Below are 23,513 nucleotides of genomic sequence, written 5' to 3'. Positions count from 1 at the left end.
GGTGACGAAGGCCGGCAAGTGTGGGCAGGATGTCCGGTATGCCGCGAACCGCACCGTCGTCCCTCGGCGCCACCGCGCTGCCCTTCGGCGCCACTGCCAGCCTGGCCTGCCTGTCCCTCGCGCTGGTCGGCTGCGGCACCAAGGACCCACAGATCCCGACCACTCCCTCGCCGACGGCCACCCGTCAGGCGAGCTTTCCCCTGACCGTGAGCAGGCTCGGCGGGATCGCGGGTTTCGCCGACACCCTCTCGATCCAGGACGACGGCGGGGTGCTGGCCACGACCAAGCAGGGAAAGGTCACCTGCACGATCGACAAGGCCAGCCTGGCCGTCCTGAACGAGGCGGCGCTCCAGGTCCACGACACCGACACCCCCACGGGCTCAGCGAGCACGGTGGCCGATCAGATGGACGTGCTCTTCGGGGCCGGTACCGGACTGGTGCACCTCGACGACGAACGCTTTGCCAAGGCCGAACCCGTCGTCACCCAGTTGCTCGCCGACGTCACGGGTCCGCCCGCCGACCGCAAGGTCTGCACGTAGACGGCAGGAGGAAGCGGCAGGTCACGGGCTGGAGGTTGCCCGCGACCTGCCGCTGTCAAGGGGGAGGAGCCGGGCCGGCGCTCAGGGGGAACGCCGACCCGACTCCGGTCCGCTAGCTGGTGGCCAGCGCGGTGTCGTCGACCACGAAGGACGTCTGCAGCGAGGAGTCCTCGTTCATGAGGAACTTCACCGAGATCGTCTTGCCCTTGTAGGCCGTGACGTTGAACGACTTCTGCGTGTAGGTCGCGTTCGTACCCACGTTGGAGTACGTCGCCAGCGTCGTCGTCGTCGCGCCGTCGACCACCTGCACCTTCATCGTGTCGTACACCGTGCTGCCCGACTCAGCGGTGTCGGTGCGCAGCCAGAACGACAGGGTCGCGGCCGTCACCGTCGACGGGATCGCGACGCTCTGCTGGACCGTCTCGGTCGAGGTGGACCCGTTGCCACCGAGCCACGCCTTCCAGCTGCCGGTCCGGGCCGGACGCCCGGTGTTGTTGGTGATCGGTCCGGCGGTGCCGGTCCAGCTCACCGCTCCCGACTCGAAGCCCGGGTTGAGCAGCAGGTTGCCGGCCGGCGGCGGCGTGGTCCCACACGTCTCGGACCCAGCCGGAACCGCGATCGCGGTGAAGGCCGCTGCGACTGCGGTGCAGGTGGCGCTGGTCGCTCCGTAGAGCTCCTTGGCCGATGCGATGGCGCCGTTGCGGGCCGCGGCGTAGTTGCTGTTGCTGGTGAGCTTGGTCGAGAGCGTGCGGTACCAGACCTTCTCGACATTCGCCCGGCCGGCGCCCGTCACTGCGGGGGCAGTGCCGCAGACCGGGCTGTTGTAGGTGACGCCGTTGATCGTCTTGGAGCCACTGCCCTCGGACGCGAGGTAGAACCAGTGGTTGAGTGGTCCCGACGAGTAGTGCGGGTTGAGCTGACCCAAGGTCGGGAACCAGCAGTCGCGGGACGCACCGTCCTTGCTGGGCTTGTCCATGTAGCGCAGCGGCGTCCCGTTCCCGTTGATGTCGATCTCCTCGCCGATGAGGTAGTCGCCCGGGTCGCTCGGGTTGTTGGCGTAGAACTCCACAGCGGTGCCGAAGATGTCCGACGTCGCCTCGTTGAGGCCGCCCGCGTCACCGCTGTAGACCAGCCCGGCCGTGTTCTCCGTGACACCGTGGGACATCTCGTGTCCGGCCACGTCGATCTCGGTCAGTGGGGCCGCGTTGCCTGCGCCGTCGCCGTAGGACATCTGGGTGCCGTCCCAGAAGGCGTTCTCCATCGCGTTGGCGAAGTGCACGCGGGAGGGAGCGCCGCGACCGTCGTTCCAGATGCCGTTGCGACCCAGGACGTTCTTGTAGTAGTTGAACGTCGTCGTGGCGCCGTAGTGGGCGTCCACGGCGGCCGAGGCCCGGTCCGAGACCGCGCCGTTGCCCCAGAGGTCGTCAGAGTCGAGGAACAGGTCACCTGCCGGGCCGACACCGGTGTTGGGGTCACCCAGGTTGTGGGCGTCTCGCGTGTTGTTGCCGTGGGTGTCGGTCAGCTCGTAGCCACCGCCCGTGTGCGCCGCGGTCTCGAGGGTGGCGTCGTAGAAGATGCCGTCGCCCGTACCGGTCTGCACCTCGTCGTAGCTGACGAGGACGGCTCCGGACCTGGCGTCCACGAGGGTGTGCAGCCGCGAGGGCACCTGGTCGGCCCGGACACTCTTCACCAGCACGTCGTAGGCCAGGACGGGCTTGGCGCCGCCGGCCCACACGACCAGCTCACTGGACGGGGACTCGGTCTGCCTGCCCGCGGACCGGCCTTCCGACACCGCCTTGCTACGCGTCACCGTCGGAGTCGTCGACGCGACGGCGACCTTCCCGCTGGCGTTGTAGTGCACGTCCTTTTCCTGGCCGGCTGCGGTCTTCTCGACGATGAGGTCGCCACCGACGACCCGCAGGCCCTTGAAGGTGCGGTCGTAGCGGACGTGCTGGGTGCCGTCACGGTCAGTGAGGACGTTGCGCACCACGAGCTTCTCGTCCTTGGACAGACCCAGCGCTGCGTGGTCCTTGTCCGCGCCGGACTGTGCGGAGGCGACGCTGGCAACATGGGTCGGCGCGGACTGTGGAGCGACTGCTGCCGCGGACAGTGGGGTGGCCACGGCCGCAGCGACTGCGACGCCAAGTGCGGCGCCGGTAGACAGACGGATCACGAAAATCCTCTTCTCGGACATGCGCAGGTGTTGGTTGCCCGCGCTTGGTGTGGCATCGAGTCCCCCTCCAGGGACGGCTCAGGGTTGCCGTGGGCCTCGCGCCGTGCTGACCTAACCGGCCGCCGGAAGATCGGGTCAATGAAACTGGCGAAGACTTTGCCAAATGCGTGGGAACCCCCCGATTGGTACAGATACTAGGCATCCTTTGTCTGCGGTTGCCCAAGACGACGTCAGCCGTATGCCGCCCGGGCTCCTCAGGCGTCCACGGCGTGGATCGCCGTGCTCACGATACGGACGGGCCGCCGAGTCGGGAAGGGTGCGTCCACGAGCACGGCTGCAGCGCGCACGGTCCCGAAACGTAACCGGCCCGGCCACGGTGTCGTTGTCAGACCACTGCAGCGGCGCCACCCCGGCCCGCCCACCACCGTGGAGGCTCGATGTCGCGCCGCACCTCGTCCCACATCCGGTCCGTCGCGGTGCTCGCGGCCGCAACCGTGACCGCTCTCGGGCTCGCTGCGCCCGTTGCCGCCGCCGCGGCTCCGGCAGCCCCGGGCGCGCCGGCCGCCCCAGCCACCTCGCTGGACTCGGTCGACACCTTCTCCGACCTGAAGTTCAGCGTCCCGGCGGGCACGAACGACCTCGGGCAGCCGCAGACCTGCACGATCGACGCGGACCTCTACAAGCCGCACTCCGCGAGCCCCGCGGCGAGGGTCCCAGCCATCTTGACCACCAACGGGTTCGGCGGCAGCAAGGCCGACCAGGCGGGCCTGGGCGAGGCCTTCGCCAAGCGCGGCTACGCAGTGCTGTCCTACACCGGTCTCGGCTTCCCCGACAGCGGGTGCAAGGTCTCGCTCGACGACCCCGGCGTGGACGGCGTCGCAGCCACCTCGTTGGTGACCTTCCTCGGGGGCGGCGGCTCCGCGGCATACACCTCGTCGCAGGTGGGCGGCACTGCTGGCGGAGCCGGCACGGTCGCCGTCGACTTCACGGTGCTCGACAACCCGGCCACCCACGACCCGCGCCTGGGCATGATCGGTGGGTCCTATGGCGGGCAGATCCAGTTCGCCACTGCCRCAGTGGACTCCAGGGTCGACACGCTCGTCCCGCTGATCACGTGGAACGACCTGCGCTACTCCCTCGCGCCCAACAACACGAGCTTCACGAGCGGGGTGACCTATGCCAACTCGAACCCCGGCACCGAGAAGATCGGCTGGAGCGGACTGTTCTTCGGCGTGGGGATCGCCGACGGACTCCAGGGCACCTCCATCGACCCGACCCGCAACGTCGGCTGCCCCAACTTCGTCCTCGAGGCCTGTCAGGCCAAGGCCACGCTCGACACGCTCGGGTACCCCACTCCCACGACGTACCAGCTCACCGACCGTGTGTCGGTCGGCCACTACATCGACAAGGTGAAGGTGCCGACCTTCTTGATCCAGGGCGAGAACGACACCCTGTTCAACCTGCAGGAGGCCGCCGCGACCTACCGCTCGCTCAAGGCGCGTGGCGTGCCGGTGACCATGGCATGGCAGTCCTGGGGGCACTCCGGCGGGACCGGCGCGAACACCGGCGCCGCCCCTGGCGAGCTCGACCTGAGCGGGCAGCACATCGAGGACACCTACCTCGGCCTGCGCATCAAGAACTGGTTCGACCACCACCTCAAGGGCTCCAGCGTCTCGACCGGTCCCGTCTTCTCGTACTTCCGCGACTGGGTCGGCTACACGGGCAGCGCGGCTCCGGCCTACGCCAGCGCGAGCAGCTACCCGGTGGGGACGCGCAAGGCGCTCTACCTCTCGTCGGCCGACGAGCTGGTGTCGTCGAAGTCGTCGATCCTCCCCGGCTCCACGTCCTGGTCCAACCCGGGAGGGGGCGCACCCGCCTCCTACACCGAGGTCTCCGGGCTCGAGGGCCAGGTGGCACTCCCGCAGGGCGTCACGACGCCGTTCGACACCCCTGGCACCTTCGGCGCCTGGTCCACCCCTGCGCAGTCGAAGCCACTCACCATCGTGGGCGCCCCGACCCTGGACGTGCGCTTCGAGTCCCCCGCCGTCGCACTCACCCAGTCGGCCGGCCCGAGCGGTCAGCTGCAGGTCTTCGCCAAGCTCTACGACGTCGCCCCTGACGGCTCGAAGACCCTGGTGCACAAGCTGATCAGCCCGGTCCGTGTGGCTGACGTGACCCAGCCGGTGCACCTCGAGCTGCCCGCGATCGTGCACCGCGTCGAAGCCGGCCACCGGCTCCAGCTGGTGCTGGCGAGCACCGATGCGGCCTACAAGAACGCGTATGCCGTGCAGCCGGTGACCGTGCGCGCGTCACCGCTGGCACCGGCCACGCTCAGCCTCCCCGTGGTGCCCTGAGGAGTGCGGGGTGCACAGCGCGGGCCGCGCGACGCCGGGTCAGGCGTCCTCGTCGGGCCTGACCGCGCCGCGTACCCAGGCCACGATGTCGGTCGTGGTGGCGCCGGGGGTGAAGACCTTGGCAACACCGATCTTCTCGAGCTCGGGGATGTCGGCCTCAGGGATGATGCCGCCGCCGAAGACGACGATGTCGGTGGCGTCGCGCTCCTTGAGCAGGTCCATCACCTTGGCGAAGAGGGTCATGTGAGCGCCCGAGAGGACGGACAGGCCCACGAGGTCGGCGTCCTCCTGGATGGCCGCCTCGACGATCTGCTCAGGCGTCTGGTGCAACCCGGTGTAGACGACCTCCATGCCGGCGTCACGCAGGGCACGCGCCACGACCTTCGCGCCACGGTCATGTCCGTCGAGTCCGGGCTTGGCCACGACGACGCGCAGGGGAGAGTCACTCATGGCCGCAGACTAGCCACTCCGAGGGCGCGACAGGTCCCCCGGGTGGTGAAGACCACCCCACTTCTGGCCACGTGCACCTCACGCGGCCCCTCCGGACGGCCTCTCGTGACACACAGGTGGCCAGAAGTCGGGATGGGTACGGCAGACACGCGGCGAACTTCGGCTGAAATCTCCAAGACCGCCCCTTCAACCAGTACGTTCACCTAGGTCATGTCCCAGAGCATCCCGCGCCCTCACCGACCGGCTGCGCTGCAGCCGCGCACGTCGGCTGGCACTCCGCGCCCCGGCATCCTCACGCGGGCGACGCGTGGCGTCAGGGCCGCCGCCGCAGCCGCCGACGACATCGTGGGAGGCGCAGCCAGGGCGCTGGCGACGCCCACCGGCGCGCTGGGTGCAGCCGTCGAGGCGGCGTGGGTGACGACCCACCTCGCGCTGTACCCCTGGGGCCTGGTCGGTCGCCATGGGCGCGACAGCCAGCTCGGCTTCGGGGTCGAGCACCTGCCACCCATCCAGCGCGGACTGCTCATCTCCGACGTCGAGGCGGCAGGCACGCCGATCCTGCTCGTGCACGGCATGGTCGACAACAGGTCGATCTTCACGTTGCTCAGGCTGGGACTTCGCCGGCGCGGCTTCGGCCGGGTCACGAGCATGAACTACTCCCCCTTCACCGCCGACGTGCGCGTCGCAGCGGCCCAGCTCGCCGAAGAGGTGGAGGCCCTGGTGGCCGAGACCGGCTACGAGCGGATCCACGTCGTGGGGCACTCCATGGGCGGCCTGATCGCCCGCTACTACGTCACCCGGCTCGGTGGCGACGAGCGCGTCCACACCCTCGTGACCCTGGGGACGCCCCACCAGGGCACCTACACGGCATACGGATGGCACAACCAGCTGACCCGACAGCTGCGCCCCGGCAGCGGGTTGATGCGCGAGCTGGACCAGCCGGTGCCCGACTGCCAGACGAGGTTCGTCGTGTACTGGTCCGACCTGGACCAGATGGTCTTCCCGCAGCGCAATGCCGCGCTCACCCACCCCGACCTGAGCGCGCGCAACATCGACCTGCACGGCGTCGGCCACATGTCGCTGCCCATCATCGGGAGCGTGGTCCACGGCATCTCCAGCACCCTGGCGCACCTGGACTCCGAGGGGCACACCCTCACCCCGGGCGTCACCGAGCTCCGTCGACGCGGGTCCTGACAGCGGACATTTCGGATATTCGACGCGGATTTCGGCCAAGTCGATTATGGATAACGAACTGATCACGCTACCCTCTGTGACTCCGTGTCCCCCCGCACGCAAGGTCATCATTTCGTGAGTTCAGATTCCTACTCGGGCCGCCACCGCGCCCCAGGTCGCCACCGCGCGCCTCGTCGGGGACCCCGTTTCGCCAAGAGTGGCTACCTCCTGCCGGGGGCAGCCGCTGCAGCGCTCGTCGTCACCGCGACCGGCGCCACCGTGGCCGAGTCGGCGCCCGCCTACTTCGACCTCAACGGTGCTGGCGCGAAGGCCCGGAGCCAGGACGAGGCCGCTGCCAAGTTCAACCGTCTCGAGGCCGCCCAGCAGCGCGAGGTGCAGGTCACGGCCGTGCAGGCCCGCGTGCTCGAGGCGCAGCGAATCGCCCGCAGCGCCGAGCGCAAGTCCGTCGCGAAGAAGGCCGCTGCCGCCGCCGCGCTCCGCAAGGCCGAAGCCGCCCGCAAGGCGCGCGAGAGGTGGGTCATGCCCATCAACGGCGCGGTCTTCACGTCCGGCTACGGCTGGCGCTGGGGCCGACTGCACGCCGGCGACGACTTCGGCACCCCGGTCGGGACGCCGCTGAAGGCCATGTCCACCGGCACCGTCACCTTCGCGGGCTGGGAGGGTGGCTACGGCAACAAGATCGAGATCGAGTACTGGGACGGCACCGTGTCGGTGTTCGGCCACCTGAGCCAGCTCGAGACCAGCGTCGGCGACAAGGTCGCTCCTGGTGACGTCGTGGGGCTGTCCGGCAACACCGGCCACTCCACCGGCCCGCACCTGCACCTCGAGATCCACCCCGACGGCGGCGCGGCCATCGACCCCGCCCCGTGGCTGCACGACCACGGCCTGCAGTAGCAGTCCCGCACCACCGAGTGATCTCCCGAGGAACCGGTCAGAGCTTCTCGAGTGGGGCGTAGCGCAGCAGGAACCGCTTGACGCCGGTGTCGCCGCCGAAGTCGACGTGCGCCTGCGTCTTGTCACCCTCGCCCTCGGTCTTGACGACCGTGCCCATGCCGTAGCTGTCGTGGGTGACCTTGTCGCCGGCGTGCAGCGAGATGAGCGGGCGGTTGCCGGGCGAACGGACGCCGGGGCGTTGGGCCAGGGTCGCGACGGCAGGCATGCCGGGTCGCCGCGAGGTCGTGGCCGCCTCGGCCCGCTGCCACTCGACGAGCTCGGGCGGGATCTCGTCGAGGAACCGGCTGGCCGGGTTGTACTGAGGTGCCCCCCAGGCTGACCGCACCGCGGCACGCGACAGGTGCAGCCGCTCGCGCGCCCGGGTGATGCCGACGTAGGCGAGTCGGCGCTCCTCCTCGAGCTCCTTGGGGTCACCGAGGGCCCGCAGGTGCGGGAACGTGCCGTCCTCCATGCCGGTGAGGAAGACGACGGGGAACTCCAGGCCCTTGGCGGTGTGCAGCGTCATGAGGGTGACGACCCCGAGGTCCTCGGCCTCCTCGCCGTCGGGGATCTCGTCGGCGTCAGCCACCAGGGACACCTGCTCCAGGAAGTCCTCGAGGCTGGCGACCTCACCGGTCTCGGCGCGCGTCTCGTCGAACTCCTGCGCGACGGCGACCAGCTCGGCGAGGTTCTCGACGCGGGTCTCGTCCTGGGGGTCGCGGCTGGCCCGCAGCTCGGCGAGGTAGCCGGACTTCTCGATGACGGCCTCGAGCAGCGCGCCCACACCCTGCTCGTCGTCGGCGTGGATGGTGCCGAGCTGTTCGAGCAGCCCGGTGAAGCCCTTGATCGCCGCGACGGAGCGGGTGGCGATGCCCGGGGCGTCCTCGGGGCGGCCGAGGGCCGCGATGAACGGGATCCGCTCGCGCTCGGCGAGGGCCGCGACACAGGCCTCCGCCCGGTCGCCGATCCCCCGCTTGGGCACGTTGAGGATGCGGCGCAGGTTGACCGTGTCCGTCGGGTTGGAGATGACCCGCAGGTAGGCGAGCGCATCCTTGACCTCGCGCCGCTCGTAGAACCGCGTGCCACCAACGACCTTGTAGGGCAAGCCAACTCGCACGAAGACCTCTTCGAGCGCCCGGGACTGGGCGTTGGTGCGGTAGAACACCGCGACGTCCTTGGGCTTGACCCCGGCGGAGTCGCCGAGCTCGTCGATGGTCTTGGCGACGAAGGCTGCCTCGTCGTGCTCGTTGTCGCCGACGTAGCCGATGATCGCCGCGCCGTTGCCGCTGTCGGTCCAGAGGTTCTTCTTGCGGCGCTCGGGGTTCCTCGCGATGACCGAGTTGGCGGCCTGCAGGATCGTCTGGGTCGACCGGTAGTTCTGCTCGAGCAGAATGGTCCGCGCGTTCGGGTAGTCCCCCTCGAACTCGACGATGTTGCGGATCGTCGCGCCGCGGAAGGCATAGATCGACTGGTCGGCGTCGCCGACCACCACGAGCTCGGCCGGGCCGACGGACGGTCCGTCACCGACCGGCATACCCGCGCTGCCTGCTGCGCCGCCCACGAGCTCGCGGACGAGCTGGTACTGGGCGTGGTTGGTGTCCTGGTACTCGTCGACGAGGACGTGGCGGAACCGGCGGCGGTAGTGCTCGGCGACGTCGGGGAAGGCCTGCAGGATGTTGACCGTCGTCATGATGAGGTCGTCGAAGTCGAGGGCGTTGGCCTGCCGCAGCCGCCGCTGGTAGCCCGTGTAGGCCTCGGCGAGCATCCGCTCCTGGTGGGTCCCCTCGACCACCTGGGAGGCGAACGTCTCCTCGTCGACGAGCTCGTTCTTGAGGTTGGAGACCTGGTGGCTGAAGGACCGGGGCGGGTAGCGCTTGGGGTCGAGGTCGAGGTCGCGCATCACCATCGCCATCAGGCGCTGGCTGTCGGCGGCGTCGTAGATGGAGAACGTCGACTTGAGCCCGACCTTGGCAGCCTCGCGGCGCAGGATCCGCACGCAGGCGGAGTGGAAGGTCATCACCCACATCGCCTTGGCCCGCGGCCCGACCAGCGACGCCACCCGCTCGCGCATCTCGGCGGCGGCCTTGTTGGTGAAGGTGATGGCCAGCACCTGCCCCGGCTGCACGCCCCTGGCCGCCAGCAGGTAGGCGATGCGGTTGGTGAGCACGCGGGTCTTGCCCGACCCCGCGCCGGCGACGATGAGCAGCGGGCCGCCCTCGTGCAGGACCGCCGCGCGCTGCTGCGGGTTGAGCCCCTCGAGCAGGGTCTCGGGGTCGGTGTGCCGCGTGCTCGCGTCATCGGGGCCGCGGCCCTCAGCGGCCGCCTGGGCCCACGTCGGGACGCCTCGCTCGTCTACCGCCGTCGCCCGGGCAGCCGCAGCCGTCGGACGCGTGCCGGGGGCCGGCGGATCGGAGGGGTCCCCAGGGACAGGGCCCTGCCCGTTGAAGGGAAATAGGTCGTCGAAGAGCGTACTCATGTTGCACCCAGCCTACGTGGCTCCCGTGACAGCACACCGCAGGTGGCATCTGGGTGGTCCGTGCGGCATTTTCGCGGGATGAAGGACACGGGGGGCGTCCCGGAAGAGGTCAATCATCGGCTCGACCCGCCGGCGCTCGGGGTCGCCTACGAGTCCGCGTGGGCAGACTGGCGCGACTCCGGTGAGGCCGCATTCTGGGAGCCCGCAACCGGGGATGGCATCGAACTGGCTGGGTGAGACCTGGCTGGCTGAGCAGGTTCGGTCGATCGACGCTCGCCGACTCTCGCGCAGGGTCGGGGTCATCCCACCGGCGCAGCTGCGCGATCTCGACGACGCGCTGCGGCTCCACCTGGCGCTCTGACCTCCTAGTCTCGGGGTCGTGACCCGGCTCGTCGTCCCGCATGTCCGCTACCAGGACTCCTACCTGGCTGCGGCCGACGAGTTCGCGGCCTCCGGGGAGCAGCGCGACGGCGACGGCGACCTGGCCCAGCCTGCGGAAGAGGGCTACGCGGGATTCGAGTTCACCCGCGAGGGCCTGGACCACCCCGCCGAGTTCGCCCGGTTCGTGGCACAGCGAGTGCAGGCCGCCGACGAGGACGCACCGCGCAGGTCCGGCTGGACCGCCTGCACGTTCCGCTGGATCGTCGATGAGGCCGACGAGTACGTCGGGTCGCTGGCGCTGCGCCACGAACTGACCGAGTACCTCCTGCGCGAGGGTGGCCACATCGGCTACAGCGTCCGTCCGGCGGCCCGGCGCCGCGGCCACGCCCGAGAGGCACTGCGCCTGGCGCTACCCCTCGCCCGCGACGACGTCGGTCTCGACCAGGTGCTCGTGACCTGCCTGGAGTCCAACGAGGCGTCGCGGCGCACCATCGAGGCGAACGGCGGGGCCTACGAGGACTCGCGCAACGGCACCCGCCGCTACTGGATCGCATTGTGAGAGTCGAACCGTGAGCGTCGACCCGCACCCGGTCACGGGTGAGCGGTTCGAGTCGCCGGTGCCGCCGGGCAGCGGCTGGCCGGGCGACCCGGCATCGGCCGCCACGCCGGTGGCGCGCAACGCGTCGCAGACCGATGCGCTCGCCTGCACCTCGCCCGACGTGGCCGAGCTCGATGCCCGCGTCTCGGTCTGCCGCGCCTGCCCACGTCTGGTCGAGTGGCGCGAAACCGTGGCGACCCAGGGCCGCCGGGCGTCGTTCGCCGACCAGCCGTACTGGGGACGGCCAGGGCCCGGTTTCGGCGACCCCGACCCGGAGGTGCTCGTCGTCGGGCTGGCGCCGGCGGCCAACGGCACCAACCGCACGGGCCGCATGTTCACCGGCGACCGGTCGGGCGACTGGCTGTATGCCGCGTTGCACCGCGCCGGGTACGCCAGCCAGCCGCAGTCCTGGGCGAGCGGTGACGGGTTGGCGCTGCACGGCATACGGATCATCGCGGCGGTGCGGTGCGCGCCGCCGGCCAACAAGCCGACGCCGACCGAGCGGGACGCCTGTGCGCACTGGCTGGACCGCGACCTCGAGCTGGCCGCCCCGGGGCTGCGGTCGATGCTCGCCCTGGGGTCGATCGCCTGGGACGCGACGCTGGGCAGCGCGCGGCGGCTCGGCTGGGACGTGCCACGGCCCAAGCCGCGGTTCGGCCACGGGGCCGAGGCAGTCCTGGGCGTGCCCGGGGGACGCCGGGTCCGGCTGGTCGGCAGCTACCACGTGAGCCAGCAGAACACCTTCACCGGCAAGCTCACCGAGGCCATGCTCGACGCGGCGATCGCTCGGCTGGGACCGGTGCCGTGATGGTGCTGCTCGCCGCGCCGCACCTCCGGTTCCACCGGTCGTTCCTCGCGGCCGCCGACGAGTTCCGCGCCAACGGCGAGTCGGCGCACGACGGCGTGCTCAACTGGCCCGCCGAGGGCGACTTCCCCGGGGTGGTGTTCACCCGCGAGGGCCTGGAGGACCCCGCCGAGTTCGCCCGACTGGTGGCCAACCGGCTGGGCGACGCCGAGCCGACGAGCATGCGGCCTCCGGGCTGGACCACGGCGACCTACTGGTGGCTGGAGGACCCCGACCTGGCCGACGAGTTCGTCGGGTCGATCTCGTTGCGACACCACATCGACCACCCGCTGCTGTCGACCGTCGGCGGTCACGTCGGGTACTCGGTCAGACCGAGCGCCCGCCGTCGCGGGTTCGCCGGCGACGCGCTGGGGCAGGTCGTGCCGCTGGCGGCGGCACGCGGCATACCGAGGCTGCTCGTGACCTGCGACCTCGACAACGTGGCGTCCGCGCGGACCATCGAGTCCAACAGCGGTGTCTTCGAGGGCGAGCTCCGCGGCAAGCGGCGCTACTGGATCGCCACCTGAGCGCGACGCCTATGGTGATGGCCATGGCTATCTCGCGCGCCCTCGTCGTCCCCCGCAACGGTGACTCCTCGGTCCTGGAGGTCCAGGAGGCCGAGGTGGCACCGCCCGGTGCCGGCGAGGTGCAGGTCGAGGTCGCGGCGGTCGGGGTCAACTTCATCGACGTCTACCAGCGGCAGGGCGTCTATCCGATCTCCACGCCGTTCGTCTCGTGCTCCGAGGGCTCCGGGACGGTGACCGTGCTGGGCACCGGGGTCGACGACGTCGCGGTCGGCGACCGCGTCGCGTGGGGCGCTGGCCTCGGTGCGGCCGGTTCCGTCGTCAACCGGGCCGCAGAGACGCTCGTGCCCGTGCCCGACGGGGTCGAGCTGGACGTGGCGGCCGCGGCGATGCTCCAGGGCATGACCGCGCACTACCTCGTCAACTCGACGTATGCCGTGGGGCCGGGGACGGTGGCGCTCGTCCACGCCGCGGCGGGGGGCGTGGGGCAGCTGCTCGTGCAGATGGTCACCGCCAAGGGTGGCCGGGTGATCGCGACCGCCGGTTCGTCGGACAAGCTCGAGATCGCCCGGGGTCTGGGGGCGGACGCGGTCATCAACTACCGGGAGTCGGCCGACCTCGCTGCGGAGGTGCGGGCGGCCAATGGTGGCAACGGAGTCGACGTGGCCTACGACGGCGTCGGCAAGGCGACGTTCGACGCCTCGCTCGCGTCCCTGCGACCCCGCGGGATGATGGTGCTCTTCGGTGGCGCGAGTGGTCAGGTGCCGCCCTTCGACATCCAGCGGCTCAACGCGGGTGGCTCGCTCTTCCTGACCCGGCCGACCCTCGGCAACTACACGGCGACGCGCGGGGAGCTGCTCGAGCGCGGCACCTCGGTGCTCGGCGACATCGCGGCCGGACGACTGGCGATCGAGGTCGGCGGGCGCTACCCGCTCACCGAGGCCGCGGCGGCCTACGACGACCTCGAAGCCCGCAGGACGACCGGCAAGCTGCTGCTGGTCCCGTGACCTGACACCGGGGCACGGCAGGATGGCCCCATGGCTCCAGCCACCTCCGCCGTGCCGTGGGTGCTGCACGTCGACCTCGACCAGTTCCTCGCAGCGGTCGAGATCCTGCGGCACCCCGAGCTCGCCGGTGTGCCGCTGATCGTAGGGGGGCGCGGCGACCCGACCGAACGTGCGGTGGTGTCGACCGCGTCCTACGAGGCACGCGAGTTCGGGGTGCGGTCCGGCATGCCGCTCAAGGTCGCGGTGCGTCGGTGCCCCGAGGCCGTGCTGCTGCCGGTCGACTTCCCGGTCTACGAGGAAGCCTCCGCCCGCGTCATGGAAGTGCTCAGGGGTGTGCCGGGTGCGGTCGTGGAGGTGCTCGGCTGGGACGAGGCCTTCGTGGGTGTGACGACCGACGACCCGGTGGCCTGTGCGCAGTCGATCCGGGCGGCCGTGCTCGAGGCCACCGACCTGCACTGCTCGGTGGGCATCGGCGACACCAAGGTGCGGGCCAAGATCGCCACCGACTTCGGCAAGCCCCGGGGCGTCTTCGAGCTGACCCGCGACAACTGGTTCGAGGTGATGGGCGACCGGCCGACGGTCGCATTGTGGGGCGTGGGCTCGAAGATCTCGCAGCGGCTGGCGTCCCACGGCTACCAGACGGTGCGCGACCTCGCCGAGGCCGACGACGCGACCCTGGCGGCCGAGTTCGGGCCCACCATGGGCCCGCACTACGGCCGCCTCGGGCGTGGCGTGAGCTCGGCGACGGTCGACGACACCCCGTGGATCGCCCGGGCCCACGGGCGCGAGACGACCTACCAGGCCAACCTCGTCGAGCCGCAGGAGGTCGAGGCAGCGATCCGCGCGTTGGCCGATCAGGTGGTCGAGGACATCCGCCGAGAGGGTCGGGCCTGTCAGCGCGTCTTCCTCAAGGTCCGGTTCGCGCCGTTCTTCACCACGAACCGGGTCCGCAAGCTGGCCGAGCCGACCTTCGAGGCCGACGTCATCGCCGACACGGCCCTCGCTCTGCTGCACGCGCTCGAGGACGACCGGCCGATCAGGCTGCTCGGGGTCCGGGCCGAGATGGTGCCGCCCGAGGGTGGCTACGTCGACCCGCGCACCACTGGTCGCGGCGGCCCGAGCGCCAGGGCCGCCGGTACGGGCGGCGGCGCGGAGGACACCGCGCCCGGCAGGTGATCGGTCAGTTCCAGAGGGCGGCGACCGCGACGTTGAGCACGCCCAGCGCACCCGACGCCATCACGAGGCCCCAGTTGAGAGGGCCACCACGCTTGGCTCGGCCACGGGCGATCTCGATGCAGGCTGCCGCCGCGATGGCGACGACCAGCTTGACGCCGATCTTGGGGTGGTTGAGGTCCTTGTCGAGCGAGGTGACCGCCTCGGCCAGGCCCACGAGGACCAGACCGGTCAGGACCTGTGCGCGGGCGCCGATCGACATCAGCTCGACGGTGTCGAGACCCTTGCGGGCAAAGGCCGCCCAGCCGCCGACGAGCGCGGCCATGCCCAGCAGGTGGAGCACGACGACGAGGTTGTAGACGAAGTCCATGACGTCACCCTAGCCCGCAGGTCTCGACGCGAGTGCGAGGGATCGCGGGGCCGCGGGCCAGCCCGGACGTCAGAGCAGGCGACGGCCCATCGCCCAGGCCGTGAGCTCGTGACGCGACGAGAGCTGGAGCTTGCGCAGCACCGAGGACACATGCGTCTCAACGGTTTTCACCGAGATGAACAGCTCCTTGGCGACTTCCTTGTACTGGTAGCCGCGCGCGATGAGCCGCATGACCTCGCGCTCGCGGGCCGAGAGGCGGTCGAGCTCCTCGTCGACCTGGGCCACCTCGCCCGCCGCCGCGCCGAACGCGTCGAGGACGAAGCCGGCCAGCCGCGGAGAGAACACCGCGTCGCCGTCGGCGACCCGCTGGATCGCCCGGGTGAGGTCGGTGGCACTGATCGTCTTGGTGACGTACCCACGCGCGCCAGCGCGGATCACCGCGATGACGTCCTCGGCGGCATCCGACACCGACAACGCGAGGAAGCGCACCGGCTGGCCGTCCGCGGTCTCCAGGCCCTTGCAGCCGTGCAGCACGTCGATGCCACCGTTGCCGTTGCCACCGGGCAGGTGCACGTCGAGCAGCACGACCGGCGGCTTGGTCTGGCGGATCACCGCGATGGCGGAGTCCACGTCGGGCGCCTCCCCCACGATCGAGACCGTGGTGCCGAGCTCGGCCCTGACGCCCGAGCGGAACATGCGGTGGTCGTCGACGAGGACGACCTCGACCGGCTTCTTCTCAGGCGTGTTCACGGGTCTCCTCCGAGACGGTCTGGTGGTTCTCTGGGTCGGGCTGGGGCTGTGGGGGGCGCAGGGCCGGCGGGAGGCTGAGGCTGACCTCGGTGCCGTGCTCGAGCCGGCGCACCTTCGCGGCGCCGCCGTGCCGCTCCATCCGCCCGAGGATCGACTGGCGGACTCCGAGCCGGTCCTCGGGGATCTCGCTGACCTCGAACCCCGGCCCGTGGTCGCGGACGAAGGCCTCCACCCCTGAAGGGCCGACCTCGAGGTAGAGCGAGACGGGCGGCGCGCCGTGGCGGACCGCGTTGTGGAGGGACTCGCGGACGGCACGGACGAGGGCCTGGCCGCCGTCGTCCAGCGGCCGGTCCCCCGTCGACACCACCTCGATGGGAGTGCCGTGCAGGTCCTCGACCTCGTGCGCGGCCTCGACCACCGCGGTGGCGAGGGTGGCGTCGGAGTTGGCGGGACCGGCATACAGCCAGGAGCGGAGCTCACGCTCCTGGGCCCGGGCGAGCTGCGTCACGGCGCCGGCGTCGCCGGCCTTGCGCTGGATGAGGGCCAGGGTCTGCAGCACGGAGTCGTGGAGGTGGGCGGCGATGTCGGCGCGTTCGGTCGCGCGCGCGAGCTCGGCCTGCTCGTGGCGCAGGTCGGACCAGAAGCGCAGGGCCCAGGGGGCGGAGATGAGGGCGACGCCGGCGAGGACCGCGAGGACCGCCGCGCCGATGTCCCAGATCGCCGCGAGGGAACGGCCCCGGGTGGCCATGATGACCAGACCGGTGAGCGCCAGGACCCCGCCGAAGGCCAGGCGGGCAACGCTGAATCGCCTTGTCCCGTTTTCGGATCCGAGCCAACGCCCACGCTGGGAGTCGTCGAGCTGCGACCACGCCAGGACGGCGCCGGCGGCCACGACCAGGAGCGGGACGAGGATGCCCAGACGCGCGTTGAGACCGGCGTTCTGGGCGACCACGACCAGGCCGATGCCGAGCATCAACCCGCCCACGAGCAGCACCCGGGTCGCGTCGCGCTCGCCTGAGCCGGTCACCGGTTCGGGCTGGGTGCGGCCGGCCGCCGCGACTGCTGCCGCATCGGCCGGGTCGACGGCCCGGCGACCGGCGCGGACCATCCCGCCCCGGGACTGTGGCGTGAGGGCCCACAGGAAGATGTAGGCCACGAGCCCGGCTCCCGTGGGGATCGAGATCAGCACGAACCCCAGGCGGATCCACCGCACCGGCCAGCCCAGGTGCTGGGCCAGTCCGGCCGACACCCCGGCGATCACCTTGCCCTCGACGGGTCGGGTGAGGGTCGGGCGAGCGGCACGGCGCTCTGCGGCCCTTGCCTCCGCTGGGGGGACGGGCCGCTCGTAGGGAGTCGGCATGTCCTCATCCTGACGCACGAACGACCGGATGCCGAACAGATTCAGGGTGTGCGGACGCTGCTTCAGGGTCCGTTCAGGGTCGACCCTCATGGCAGCGCCCCGTCTGCGCCGACACCATGGATGACATGACGCAGACCCCTGGGCAGACCGCTGGCCCGACGAACCCCACCCACGCCTCCGGCCTCGACCGGTTCTTCGGCTGGATCCGCTCCGTGGACCTTCGCCGGGACGCCGACGACAAGTGGCTGGCCGGCGTGTGCTCGGGCATCGCCACCCGCCTCGGCGTGGACCCCATCGTGATCCGGGCAGCCCTCGTGCTCCTGGTCATCCTCGGTGGCGTCGGCATCACCATCTACCTCATCGCCTGGGCCTTCCTGCCCAACAACCGCGACGAGATCGTCGCCGAGAAGGCGCTGCGCGACGGTGACGTGCTCGGGATCATCCTGCTCGTCATCATCGGCCTGTCCCTCGTCGGTGGCACCGGCCTCGCCGGGGACACCCCCGGGCTCGGCTGGATCTGGTGGGTCGTGGTTCCGATCGGCCTCGTCGTCTGGCTGGTGACCCGCAACCGCGACGGCAAGGCCCGATCGCAGACCCCCTACGGGCCGAACCCCTACGCGACGGCCCCCTATGCGCCCGCTCCCTACGCGCCCGCTCCCTACGCGCCGACCGGGACGTGGGGCGCCGAGGGCGGGTACCCCCAGACCGCCGCCACCGCGACCTCCGCCCCCGCGACCTTCACCCCAGAGACCCAGGAGTATGCCGCCGTGCCCCCCACCACCTACGCCCCCGCGCCCGCGGACACCCCTCCCGGGGGCAGCTACTTCCCGCCGCCCACCCCGACAGCCCCACGGCCTCCGCGCCCGCCCAAGGTGCCCCGTCGCCGTAGCGGTGGCTTCGTGTCCGTGCTGCTCGTCGGCGGCCTGGCCATCGCGGCCTACGGCGCGACGCTGTCGATCCACCGGGCCGCCGACTGGGCCGGCAGCGACGAGACGGTGGCCCTCGCTGCCGCTCTCGGAGTCCTCGGCGCCGGCACGCTGGCGCTCGGCCTGCTGGGCCGACGGGCTGGCTTCACCGGGTTCCTGGCCATCGTGCTCGCCCTCGTCACGTGGACCGCGTCGGTCGTCCCCGACGTCACCTTGGGTGGAGGGATCGGCGAGCGCACGTGGCGTCCGTCGGCCAGCGACAGCACTGCCTCCTACCGCCTGGGCATCGGGTCGGCGGAGCTCGACCTCGCGGGCGCCCAGGACAACCCCGGCACGGCTCGGGAGATCGAAGCCCGGGTGGGCATCGGTGAGCTGAGGATCTACATCCCCTCGAACCTCACCGTCGAGGTCCGCAGCTCCGTCGCCGCGGGCGACATCTCCCGCATCGACACCCCCGACCTCGGACCCATCGCGCGGCCCGGGATCGGCAACGACGGCGACCCTGTCACGCTCGACGGTCGCGACGGCCGCAACATCAGCACGGTCGAGACCTTCGGTGTGGGCAGCCCCGACGTCATCGTGGACGCCCACGTCGGCCTCGGCCAGATCCTGATCGGCAAGGAGTGACCGCCATGACCAACCCCGAAGCACCCCAGGACGACACGACACAGGTGGAGCAGCCAGTGCAGACCGACGCGCCCCAGACCGACACGTTCCAGGCGACCGAACAGACCGAGCAGCTGGACACCGGGGACGACGCCACCCGCGCCATCGAGGTCGACGACGCGGAGCGGCCGGCCGAGCCTGTCGCCCACTGGGCCTCCGACCGGCCGGCCGCCGAGCCCGCCGAGGCCCCTGCGGCTGCCGACGAGGCGGTGTGGCCCCCGACCGTCCCGGAACGCCCGAGCGGCCCGCACGCACCGGCCATCGTGCTGGGGCTGGTCTGCCTGGCCGTGGCGGCCATCGTGCTGGCCCAGGAGGTCGGGAGCCTGAACGTCGACTGGGGTGACGTCGGCCCCCTCGGGATCGTGGCCACCGGCGCCCTGCTCGTGCTCTTCGGGCTCGCGGGTCTGCTCAGCTCACGCCGCAAGACCCAGTGACGCAGGGCTAGGAGGCAAGCCAGCGCTTCATGTGCGGCGCGAACGAGCGGCTCAGGTGGTAGTGGTCGAGCTCGTCGCGCCGCACCCAGCGCACCGCCTCGGTCGAACCGCCCACGTCGTGGACGACGGGCTCGGTCGGCTGCGGGCACCAGGCGGCATACACGATCCGCACCGCATGGAAGTCCTCGAGGCGCCCGCTGGGCGCCCGGCCGATCCAGTGCGAGGTGTGCGCCTCGAGCAGGCGGACCGCCTCGACCTCCTGCCCGCTCTCCTCCCACACCTCGCGGTGCAGGGCGGCCACGGGCGCTTCACCCGGGTCGAGCCCTCCCCCGGGGAGGGTCCACCGCCCGGGGGCGGACGTGAGGGCGGACAGCTCGGTGAGCAGGATGCCCCGGTCGCTGGTCACGACGCCGTAGGCCGCGGCCCGCTGGTAGGGGAGCGCCTCCTCCCCCGGTTCGAGGACCAGGCCAGGGTCGGTGGGCACCGGGTTGTCGACACTCGCAGCGGCGGAGGCGGCGGTGACGGTGTAGGTGAAGACGAGGGCGCCGTCGGCGTCGCGCCCTGCGTCACGCAGCCGTGGTCGTGACCACCCGAGGCGAGCCAGCTCACGGACAGGATCGGCACCGTGCGCGAGGACGAACTCGGCGACCGGCCGACCACCGGCTGCGCGGGCACGGACGACCACGCGGTCGCCGGGGTTGGGGGAATCCACGTCAGTCGTGGGGCTTTCGGTCACGGGGCACCGGCCCGCCGGTACTCGTCCTCGGCCAGGGCGGCGACCGAGGGCCAGTCCTGCGCGGGGGCGACGGTGCGGTTCGTGTCGGTGATCCGTTGGCGCAGCCCAGGGTCGGTGAGCAGCCCGGCCAGTCCCCGGGCGAGGGCGTCGTCATCGTCGCCGAGGAGGCCGTTGACACCGTCGACGACGAAGTCACCGACCCCGGTGTCGCGCCGCGCGACGACAGGCAGCCCGGCCGTGCGCGCCTCGAGGGCGGCGATGCCGAAGGCCTCGAGCCGGGCGGGAGTGAGGTAGATGTCGCTGGCCCAGTAGCGTTCGCGGAGCTGGTCACGCCCCACGCGGCCCGGCATCGTGACCCAGTCGGTCATGTCGTGCTGGGCGGCGAACCGTTCGAGTCGCCCTCGCTCCGGCCCCTCGCCGAACAACGTGAGGCGCATCCGCGGTCCAGAACCCGCCGAGGCAGAGACGAGCTCCCTGGCCCGGGCCGCGACCTCGAGGACTGCCAGGGGGCGCTTGCGCGCCGCGAACCGCATGGCCGCCACCACCTCGACGGGGGCGTCGGTCGCGTCGGTCGCGTCGGCCGGGCGGTCAGCGCGGGGCGGTGGTCGCCACACGCTCGTGTCGATGCCGTTGGGAAACACCCGCACCTCGTTGGCTCGCCCGACCACCCCTTGCACGGAGGCCGCCGCGACACCGGAGACGGCGGACAGCGCAGCACCCTGGCCGCCCCACCGCCGGGCCTGGCCGAGGGCGCGGAAGAGGGGTTGCGAGCGCTCCATCAGGCAGTGCCACGTGATCGCGGTCGGCATCCCCAGCCCCAGCGCCACTCCCGCCATGTCCGTGGCGAACGGGCTCACCACCCCCATGTGCACGTGGGCCACGTCGAACCCACCAGCCTGCAGCCGTCGCCGCACCTCGGGGGGCGCGAACGGGTTGACGGGCAGCTCCCAGGGCAGCCGGATGGCCATCCGGTGGACCGGCACCTCGTCGACGTCCTCGATGAAACCGTGCCGCTGTCCGTGCTCACCGACCGTCGCAGTGAAGACCTCGACCTCGTGCCCGCGGGACCGGAGCTGGGCCGCGAGGTCATGGGTCTGGACCTCGATCCCGCCCAGCCTGGGCAGGTAACAGTCCGTCAGCAGGGCCACCTTCACGGACCTGAGCCTGCCATGCGTCAGGATGGCCCGTGATGACCCACACCCGGAGCCACACTCTCGTGGCCTTCCACGCTCACCCCGACGACGAGGCACTGCTCACCTCGGGGACCTTGGCGCGGGCGGCCGCGGAGGGCCACCGCGTGGTCGTCGTCGTGGCGACGGACGGTGCCCTCGGGCTCGCCTCGGACGCCTATGCCGCTGACGGTGGGTTGGCCGCGCGCCGCCTCGATGAGCTGCGCCGGTCGGCGTCCGCGCTGGGGGTCGCGCGCGTGGTCTTCCTCGGCTATGCCGACAGCGGCATGGGGCCCGAGCTGCTCCCCGACCCGCCCGAGAGGGTCCGCTTCATCCAGGCACCCCTCGAGGAGGCTGCCTCCCGGCTGGCCGAGATCCTCCGCGAGGAGGACGCCTCGGTGCTCACCACGTACGACCGCAACGGCGGCTACGGACACCGCGACCACGTCCGCGTGCACCAGGTCGGTGAGCGGGCGGCATACCTCGCGGGCACGCCACGTGTGCTGGAGGCGACGGTCCCGCGCGACACCATCGCGCGCGCCGTCCGCCTCGCGGCCAAGGTCTACCGCTTCCCACCGGACTTCGACCTGGCGGGGTTCACCCGTGCGTTCAGCGCCCGGTCCGCGATCACGCACCGCATCGACGTGCGCCGGTATGCCGCGGCGAAGCGGGCTTCGATGCGCGCCCACGCCTCCCAGTCGAGTGCGGACGGTGGGGCGGACCGGACACTGGCGGCGTTCCTGCGGATCCCCCGGCCGCTGTACGACCTGGTGTTCGGGCGCGAGTGGTTCATCGACCCGGCCAGACCTGCCGGACTGCCCGTGTCGCACGACATCTTCGAGGGGCTGTCGTGACGAGCGAGTCGGTGGAGACCCACAAGCCGCGGTCACGGGTTCGCACGGTCGTGCAGGCCGCGGTCGGACTGACCCTCGCAGCGGTACTCCTGGTCTACGTCCTGCCCCGGCTGGCCAAGACCAACTGGTCAGACGTGTGGGTGGTCCTGTCGGACGTGCCGCCGACGACGTTCGTCCTGCTGCTCGCAGGGGTCATCGTCGGGCTCTACTGCTACACGTTCACCCTCACCGGTTCACTACCCGGCCTGAAGCACTGGCAGGCGCTCATCGTCAACGTCGCCGGCTCCTCGGTCGGCAACCTGCTGCCGGGTGGCGGAGCGGCCGGTCTGGCGGCGACCTACACGATCTGCCGGTCGTGGGGCTTCTCGCGACGCGACATCTCGACCTCCGCCATCGTCACCGGAGTATGGAACGTCCTTTCCCGCGTGGCGCTGCCCCTCGTCGCGATCTTCGCGTTGTTCGCCGGACGCGACCCCGACGTGCCGCGAGCGCTGGGCGACGCAGCCGTGGCGGGGACCCTGACCGGTGGCGTGATCCTGGCGGTGTTCGTGTCGATCCTGGCCTCGGAGCGCGCCGCCGTCGCCATCGGCCAGGGCGTCGACAAGGTCATCGGCCGGCTCTGGCGACGCCGCACGATGAGCGTGAAGTCGCTCGTCATCGACCTGCGCCTGCGGATCAACGACGTGGTGCGCACCGGCTGGCTCAGCATGACGTTGGGGCTCGTCGGCTTCTTCGGCGTCTACTACCTGCTGTTCCTCGTCTGCATGCACACGACCCACGTCGACCTCTTCTACGGACAGCTGTTCGCCGCCTATGCCATCGGCCGGCTGCTCACCGCCGTCGGGCTGACTCCCGGCGGCCTGGGGATCACCGAGAGCGGCACGGTCGCGGCCCTCGTGGCCTGGGGCGCCAACCCCGCCGATGCCCTGGCCGGCGTGGTGCTCTTCTCGTGCTTCACTCACCTCATGGAGATCCCCTTGGGGGCGATCGGCTGGGCGGCCTGGTCGGTCAGCCCCAAGAAGCAGCCCGTCGAGGACGCCGCCGCGAGCCTGGAGCAGCCGACATGAGCAAGGCCAACGACGCCGGCGAGGGAGCCGACGTGAGCAAGGCCAACGACGCCGGCCCGGGAGCCGACGTGAGCAAGGCCAACGACGCCGGCGAGCGCGCCGACTACCACGTGCGCATGCAGAGGCAACGGCGGGCGCGTGAGTCGGCGAAGGCGCAGGTGCTGCTCGACGAGTTCGTCCGCACCGCCCGCGACCGGGGCCTGGCCACCACTGAGCTGTCGGCCCGCACCTGGCGAGGTCCCCGCCGCTACAGCACGGGGGTGCGCGGTTGGTACCTCCGGATCGACCGCTCGGTCGCCGTCGACTCCGACGGCCGTTACTACGTGCTGCTGGTGCCCCCACGCCCGCTGGCCCGGTTCCGTGGCGTCGAGGTCGACCCGAGCGACCCACCCCTGCAGGTGGGCGAGGGCGCTCGCGACGGCGAGTCGATCGCGCTGTCCGAGCTGATCCGGCTGCGGCTCGAGGCCGGCGACGACTTCTCGACCTGACCGGGAACGGGCCGACTTCTGGCCACCCGTGCCGCACCGGGGCACCC

23 protein-coding genes are annotated in these 23,513 nt (G+C 71.4%); 15 read left to right on the top strand and 8 right to left on the bottom strand.

Annotated elements, in window-relative coordinates; all coding sequences use genetic code 11:
• Positions 1 to 38: 38 nt before the first annotated feature.
• On the top strand, positions 39 to 539 hold the full coding sequence (locus tag AC1DVZ_RS01100; RefSeq protein ID WP_477616335.1) for a hypothetical protein: 501 nt from the start codon (positions 39 to 41) through the stop codon (positions 537 to 539).
• Positions 540 to 651: 112 nt separating this feature from the next.
• On the opposite strand, the gene AC1DVZ_RS01095 is transcribed toward AC1DVZ_RS01100, so the two are convergent.
• A complete protein-coding gene (locus AC1DVZ_RS01095; RefSeq protein ID WP_477616334.1) occupies positions 652 to 2,712 on the bottom strand; it encodes a M4 family metallopeptidase in 2,061 nt (686 codons plus the stop codon).
• 437 nt (positions 2,713 to 3,149) lie between these two features.
• Between AC1DVZ_RS01095 and AC1DVZ_RS01090 the strand changes: the two genes are divergently transcribed.
• On the top strand, positions 3,150 to 5,066 hold the full coding sequence (locus AC1DVZ_RS01090; RefSeq protein WP_477616333.1) for a CocE/NonD family hydrolase: 1,917 nt from the start codon (positions 3,150 to 3,152) through the stop codon (positions 5,064 to 5,066).
• A 39-nt stretch (positions 5,067 to 5,105) separates the two neighbouring features.
• Here the strand turns inward: AC1DVZ_RS01090 and AC1DVZ_RS01085 are convergent, their stop codons facing one another.
• A complete protein-coding gene (locus AC1DVZ_RS01085) occupies positions 5,106 to 5,516 on the bottom strand; it encodes a cobalamin B12-binding domain-containing protein (protein ID WP_477616332.1) in 411 nt (136 codons plus the stop codon).
• Between the two features lie 210 nt (positions 5,517 to 5,726).
• Between AC1DVZ_RS01085 and AC1DVZ_RS01080 the strand changes: the two genes are divergently transcribed.
• Together AC1DVZ_RS01080 and AC1DVZ_RS01075 are read left to right on the top strand one after the other, a co-directional pair.
• Positions 5,727 to 6,710, top strand: a complete 984-nt coding sequence (locus tag AC1DVZ_RS01080) for a lipase family alpha/beta hydrolase (protein ID WP_477616331.1) — start codon at positions 5,727 to 5,729, stop codon at positions 6,708 to 6,710.
• Positions 6,711 to 6,824: 114 nt separating this feature from the next.
• Entirely contained in the window at positions 6,825 to 7,604 is a 780-nt protein-coding gene (locus AC1DVZ_RS01075) for a M23 family metallopeptidase (protein ID WP_477616330.1), read from the top strand.
• A 37-nt stretch (positions 7,605 to 7,641) separates the two neighbouring features.
• On the opposite strand, the gene pcrA is transcribed toward AC1DVZ_RS01075, so the two are convergent.
• The gene (gene pcrA, locus AC1DVZ_RS01070) at positions 7,642 to 10,119 is read right to left on the bottom strand and encodes a DNA helicase PcrA (RefSeq protein ID WP_477616329.1); all 2,478 of its coding nucleotides are present in this window, start codon (positions 10,117 to 10,119) and stop codon (positions 7,642 to 7,644) included.
• A gap of 214 nt (positions 10,120 to 10,333) precedes the next feature.
• Between pcrA and AC1DVZ_RS01065 the strand changes: the two genes are divergently transcribed.
• From AC1DVZ_RS01065 to AC1DVZ_RS01040, 6 genes are read left to right on the top strand one after another with little or no spacing between them, the layout of a single operon-like run.
• Positions 10,334 to 10,480, top strand: a complete 147-nt coding sequence (locus tag AC1DVZ_RS01065) for a type II toxin-antitoxin system PemK/MazF family toxin (protein ID WP_477616328.1) — start codon at positions 10,334 to 10,336, stop codon at positions 10,478 to 10,480.
• An 18-nt stretch (positions 10,481 to 10,498) separates the two neighbouring features.
• Positions 10,499 to 11,059 (top strand): GNAT family N-acetyltransferase, encoded by a 561-nt coding sequence (locus AC1DVZ_RS01060; RefSeq protein WP_477616327.1) that lies wholly within the window; start codon positions 10,499 to 10,501, stop codon positions 11,057 to 11,059.
• A 10-nt stretch (positions 11,060 to 11,069) separates the two neighbouring features.
• Positions 11,070 to 11,906: a uracil-DNA glycosylase gene (locus AC1DVZ_RS01055; RefSeq protein WP_477616326.1), complete on the top strand. Its 837-nt coding sequence runs from the start codon at positions 11,070 to 11,072 to the stop codon at positions 11,904 to 11,906.
• Positions 11,906 to 12,469 carry a GNAT family N-acetyltransferase gene (locus AC1DVZ_RS01050; protein ID WP_477616395.1) on the top strand — a complete coding sequence of 188 codons (564 nt, stop codon included), beginning with the start codon at positions 11,906 to 11,908 and terminating at the stop codon, positions 12,467 to 12,469. Before AC1DVZ_RS01055 ends, AC1DVZ_RS01050 begins: the two co-directional genes overlap by 1 nt.
• A gap of 23 nt (positions 12,470 to 12,492) precedes the next feature.
• A complete protein-coding gene (locus AC1DVZ_RS01045; protein WP_477616325.1) occupies positions 12,493 to 13,473 on the top strand; it encodes a quinone oxidoreductase family protein in 981 nt (326 codons plus the stop codon).
• Between the two features lie 30 nt (positions 13,474 to 13,503).
• Positions 13,504 to 14,649, top strand: a complete 1,146-nt coding sequence (locus tag AC1DVZ_RS01040) for a DNA polymerase IV (protein WP_477616324.1) — start codon at positions 13,504 to 13,506, stop codon at positions 14,647 to 14,649.
• Between the two features lie 4 nt (positions 14,650 to 14,653).
• Here AC1DVZ_RS01040 and AC1DVZ_RS01035 read toward each other — a convergent pair whose 3' ends face one another.
• From AC1DVZ_RS01035 to AC1DVZ_RS01025, 3 genes are all read right to left on the bottom strand, one after another.
• Positions 14,654 to 15,016 (bottom strand): hypothetical protein, encoded by a 363-nt coding sequence (locus tag AC1DVZ_RS01035; protein WP_477616323.1) that lies wholly within the window; start codon positions 15,014 to 15,016, stop codon positions 14,654 to 14,656.
• Between the two features lie 69 nt (positions 15,017 to 15,085).
• Entirely contained in the window at positions 15,086 to 15,766 is a 681-nt protein-coding gene (locus tag AC1DVZ_RS01030; protein WP_477614803.1) for a LuxR C-terminal-related transcriptional regulator, read from the bottom strand.
• Positions 15,753 to 17,126 (bottom strand): ATP-binding protein, encoded by a 1,374-nt coding sequence (locus AC1DVZ_RS01025; protein ID WP_477616322.1) that lies wholly within the window; start codon positions 17,124 to 17,126, stop codon positions 15,753 to 15,755. The genes AC1DVZ_RS01030 and AC1DVZ_RS01025 overlap by 14 nt, the downstream gene beginning before the upstream one ends.
• A 125-nt stretch (positions 17,127 to 17,251) precedes the next feature.
• Here AC1DVZ_RS01025 and AC1DVZ_RS01020 point away from each other — a divergent pair, with 125 nt between their 5' ends.
• Together AC1DVZ_RS01020 and AC1DVZ_RS01015 are read left to right on the top strand one after the other, a co-directional pair.
• Positions 17,252 to 18,679 (top strand): PspC domain-containing protein, encoded by a 1,428-nt coding sequence (locus AC1DVZ_RS01020; protein ID WP_477616321.1) that lies wholly within the window; start codon positions 17,252 to 17,254, stop codon positions 18,677 to 18,679.
• 5 nt (positions 18,680 to 18,684) lie between these two features.
• Positions 18,685 to 19,152 carry a hypothetical protein gene (locus AC1DVZ_RS01015; protein ID WP_477616320.1) on the top strand — a complete coding sequence of 156 codons (468 nt, stop codon included), beginning with the start codon at positions 18,685 to 18,687 and terminating at the stop codon, positions 19,150 to 19,152.
• A 7-nt stretch (positions 19,153 to 19,159) separates the two neighbouring features.
• Here AC1DVZ_RS01015 and AC1DVZ_RS01010 read toward each other — a convergent pair whose 3' ends face one another.
• Together AC1DVZ_RS01010 and AC1DVZ_RS01005 are read right to left on the bottom strand one after the other, a co-directional pair.
• Entirely contained in the window at positions 19,160 to 19,888 is a 729-nt protein-coding gene (locus AC1DVZ_RS01010; protein ID WP_477616319.1) for an NUDIX hydrolase, read from the bottom strand.
• A complete protein-coding gene (locus AC1DVZ_RS01005) occupies positions 19,885 to 21,042 on the bottom strand; it encodes a glycosyltransferase family 4 protein (RefSeq protein WP_477616318.1) in 1,158 nt (385 codons plus the stop codon). Before AC1DVZ_RS01005 ends, AC1DVZ_RS01010 begins: the two co-directional genes overlap by 4 nt.
• A 35-nt stretch (positions 21,043 to 21,077) precedes the next feature.
• Here AC1DVZ_RS01005 and AC1DVZ_RS01000 point away from each other — a divergent pair, with 35 nt between their 5' ends.
• From AC1DVZ_RS01000 to AC1DVZ_RS00990, 3 genes are read left to right on the top strand one after another with little or no spacing between them, the layout of a single operon-like run.
• Positions 21,078 to 21,911 (top strand): PIG-L deacetylase family protein, encoded by an 834-nt coding sequence (locus AC1DVZ_RS01000; protein WP_477616317.1) that lies wholly within the window; start codon positions 21,078 to 21,080, stop codon positions 21,909 to 21,911.
• A complete protein-coding gene (locus AC1DVZ_RS00995) occupies positions 21,908 to 22,978 on the top strand; it encodes a lysylphosphatidylglycerol synthase transmembrane domain-containing protein (protein WP_477616316.1) in 1,071 nt (356 codons plus the stop codon). The genes AC1DVZ_RS01000 and AC1DVZ_RS00995 overlap by 4 nt, the downstream gene beginning before the upstream one ends.
• On the top strand, positions 22,975 to 23,466 hold the full coding sequence (locus AC1DVZ_RS00990; protein WP_477616315.1) for a hypothetical protein: 492 nt from the start codon (positions 22,975 to 22,977) through the stop codon (positions 23,464 to 23,466). Before AC1DVZ_RS00995 ends, AC1DVZ_RS00990 begins: the two co-directional genes overlap by 4 nt.
• Positions 23,467 to 23,513: the final 47 nt, after the last annotated feature.

The sequence above is a fragment of the Pedococcus sp. P2_E5 genome (assembly GCF_056403895.1).
Note: the sequence above shows the minus strand (reverse complement) of the source record. Positions and strands in the feature narration are given on the sequence as shown.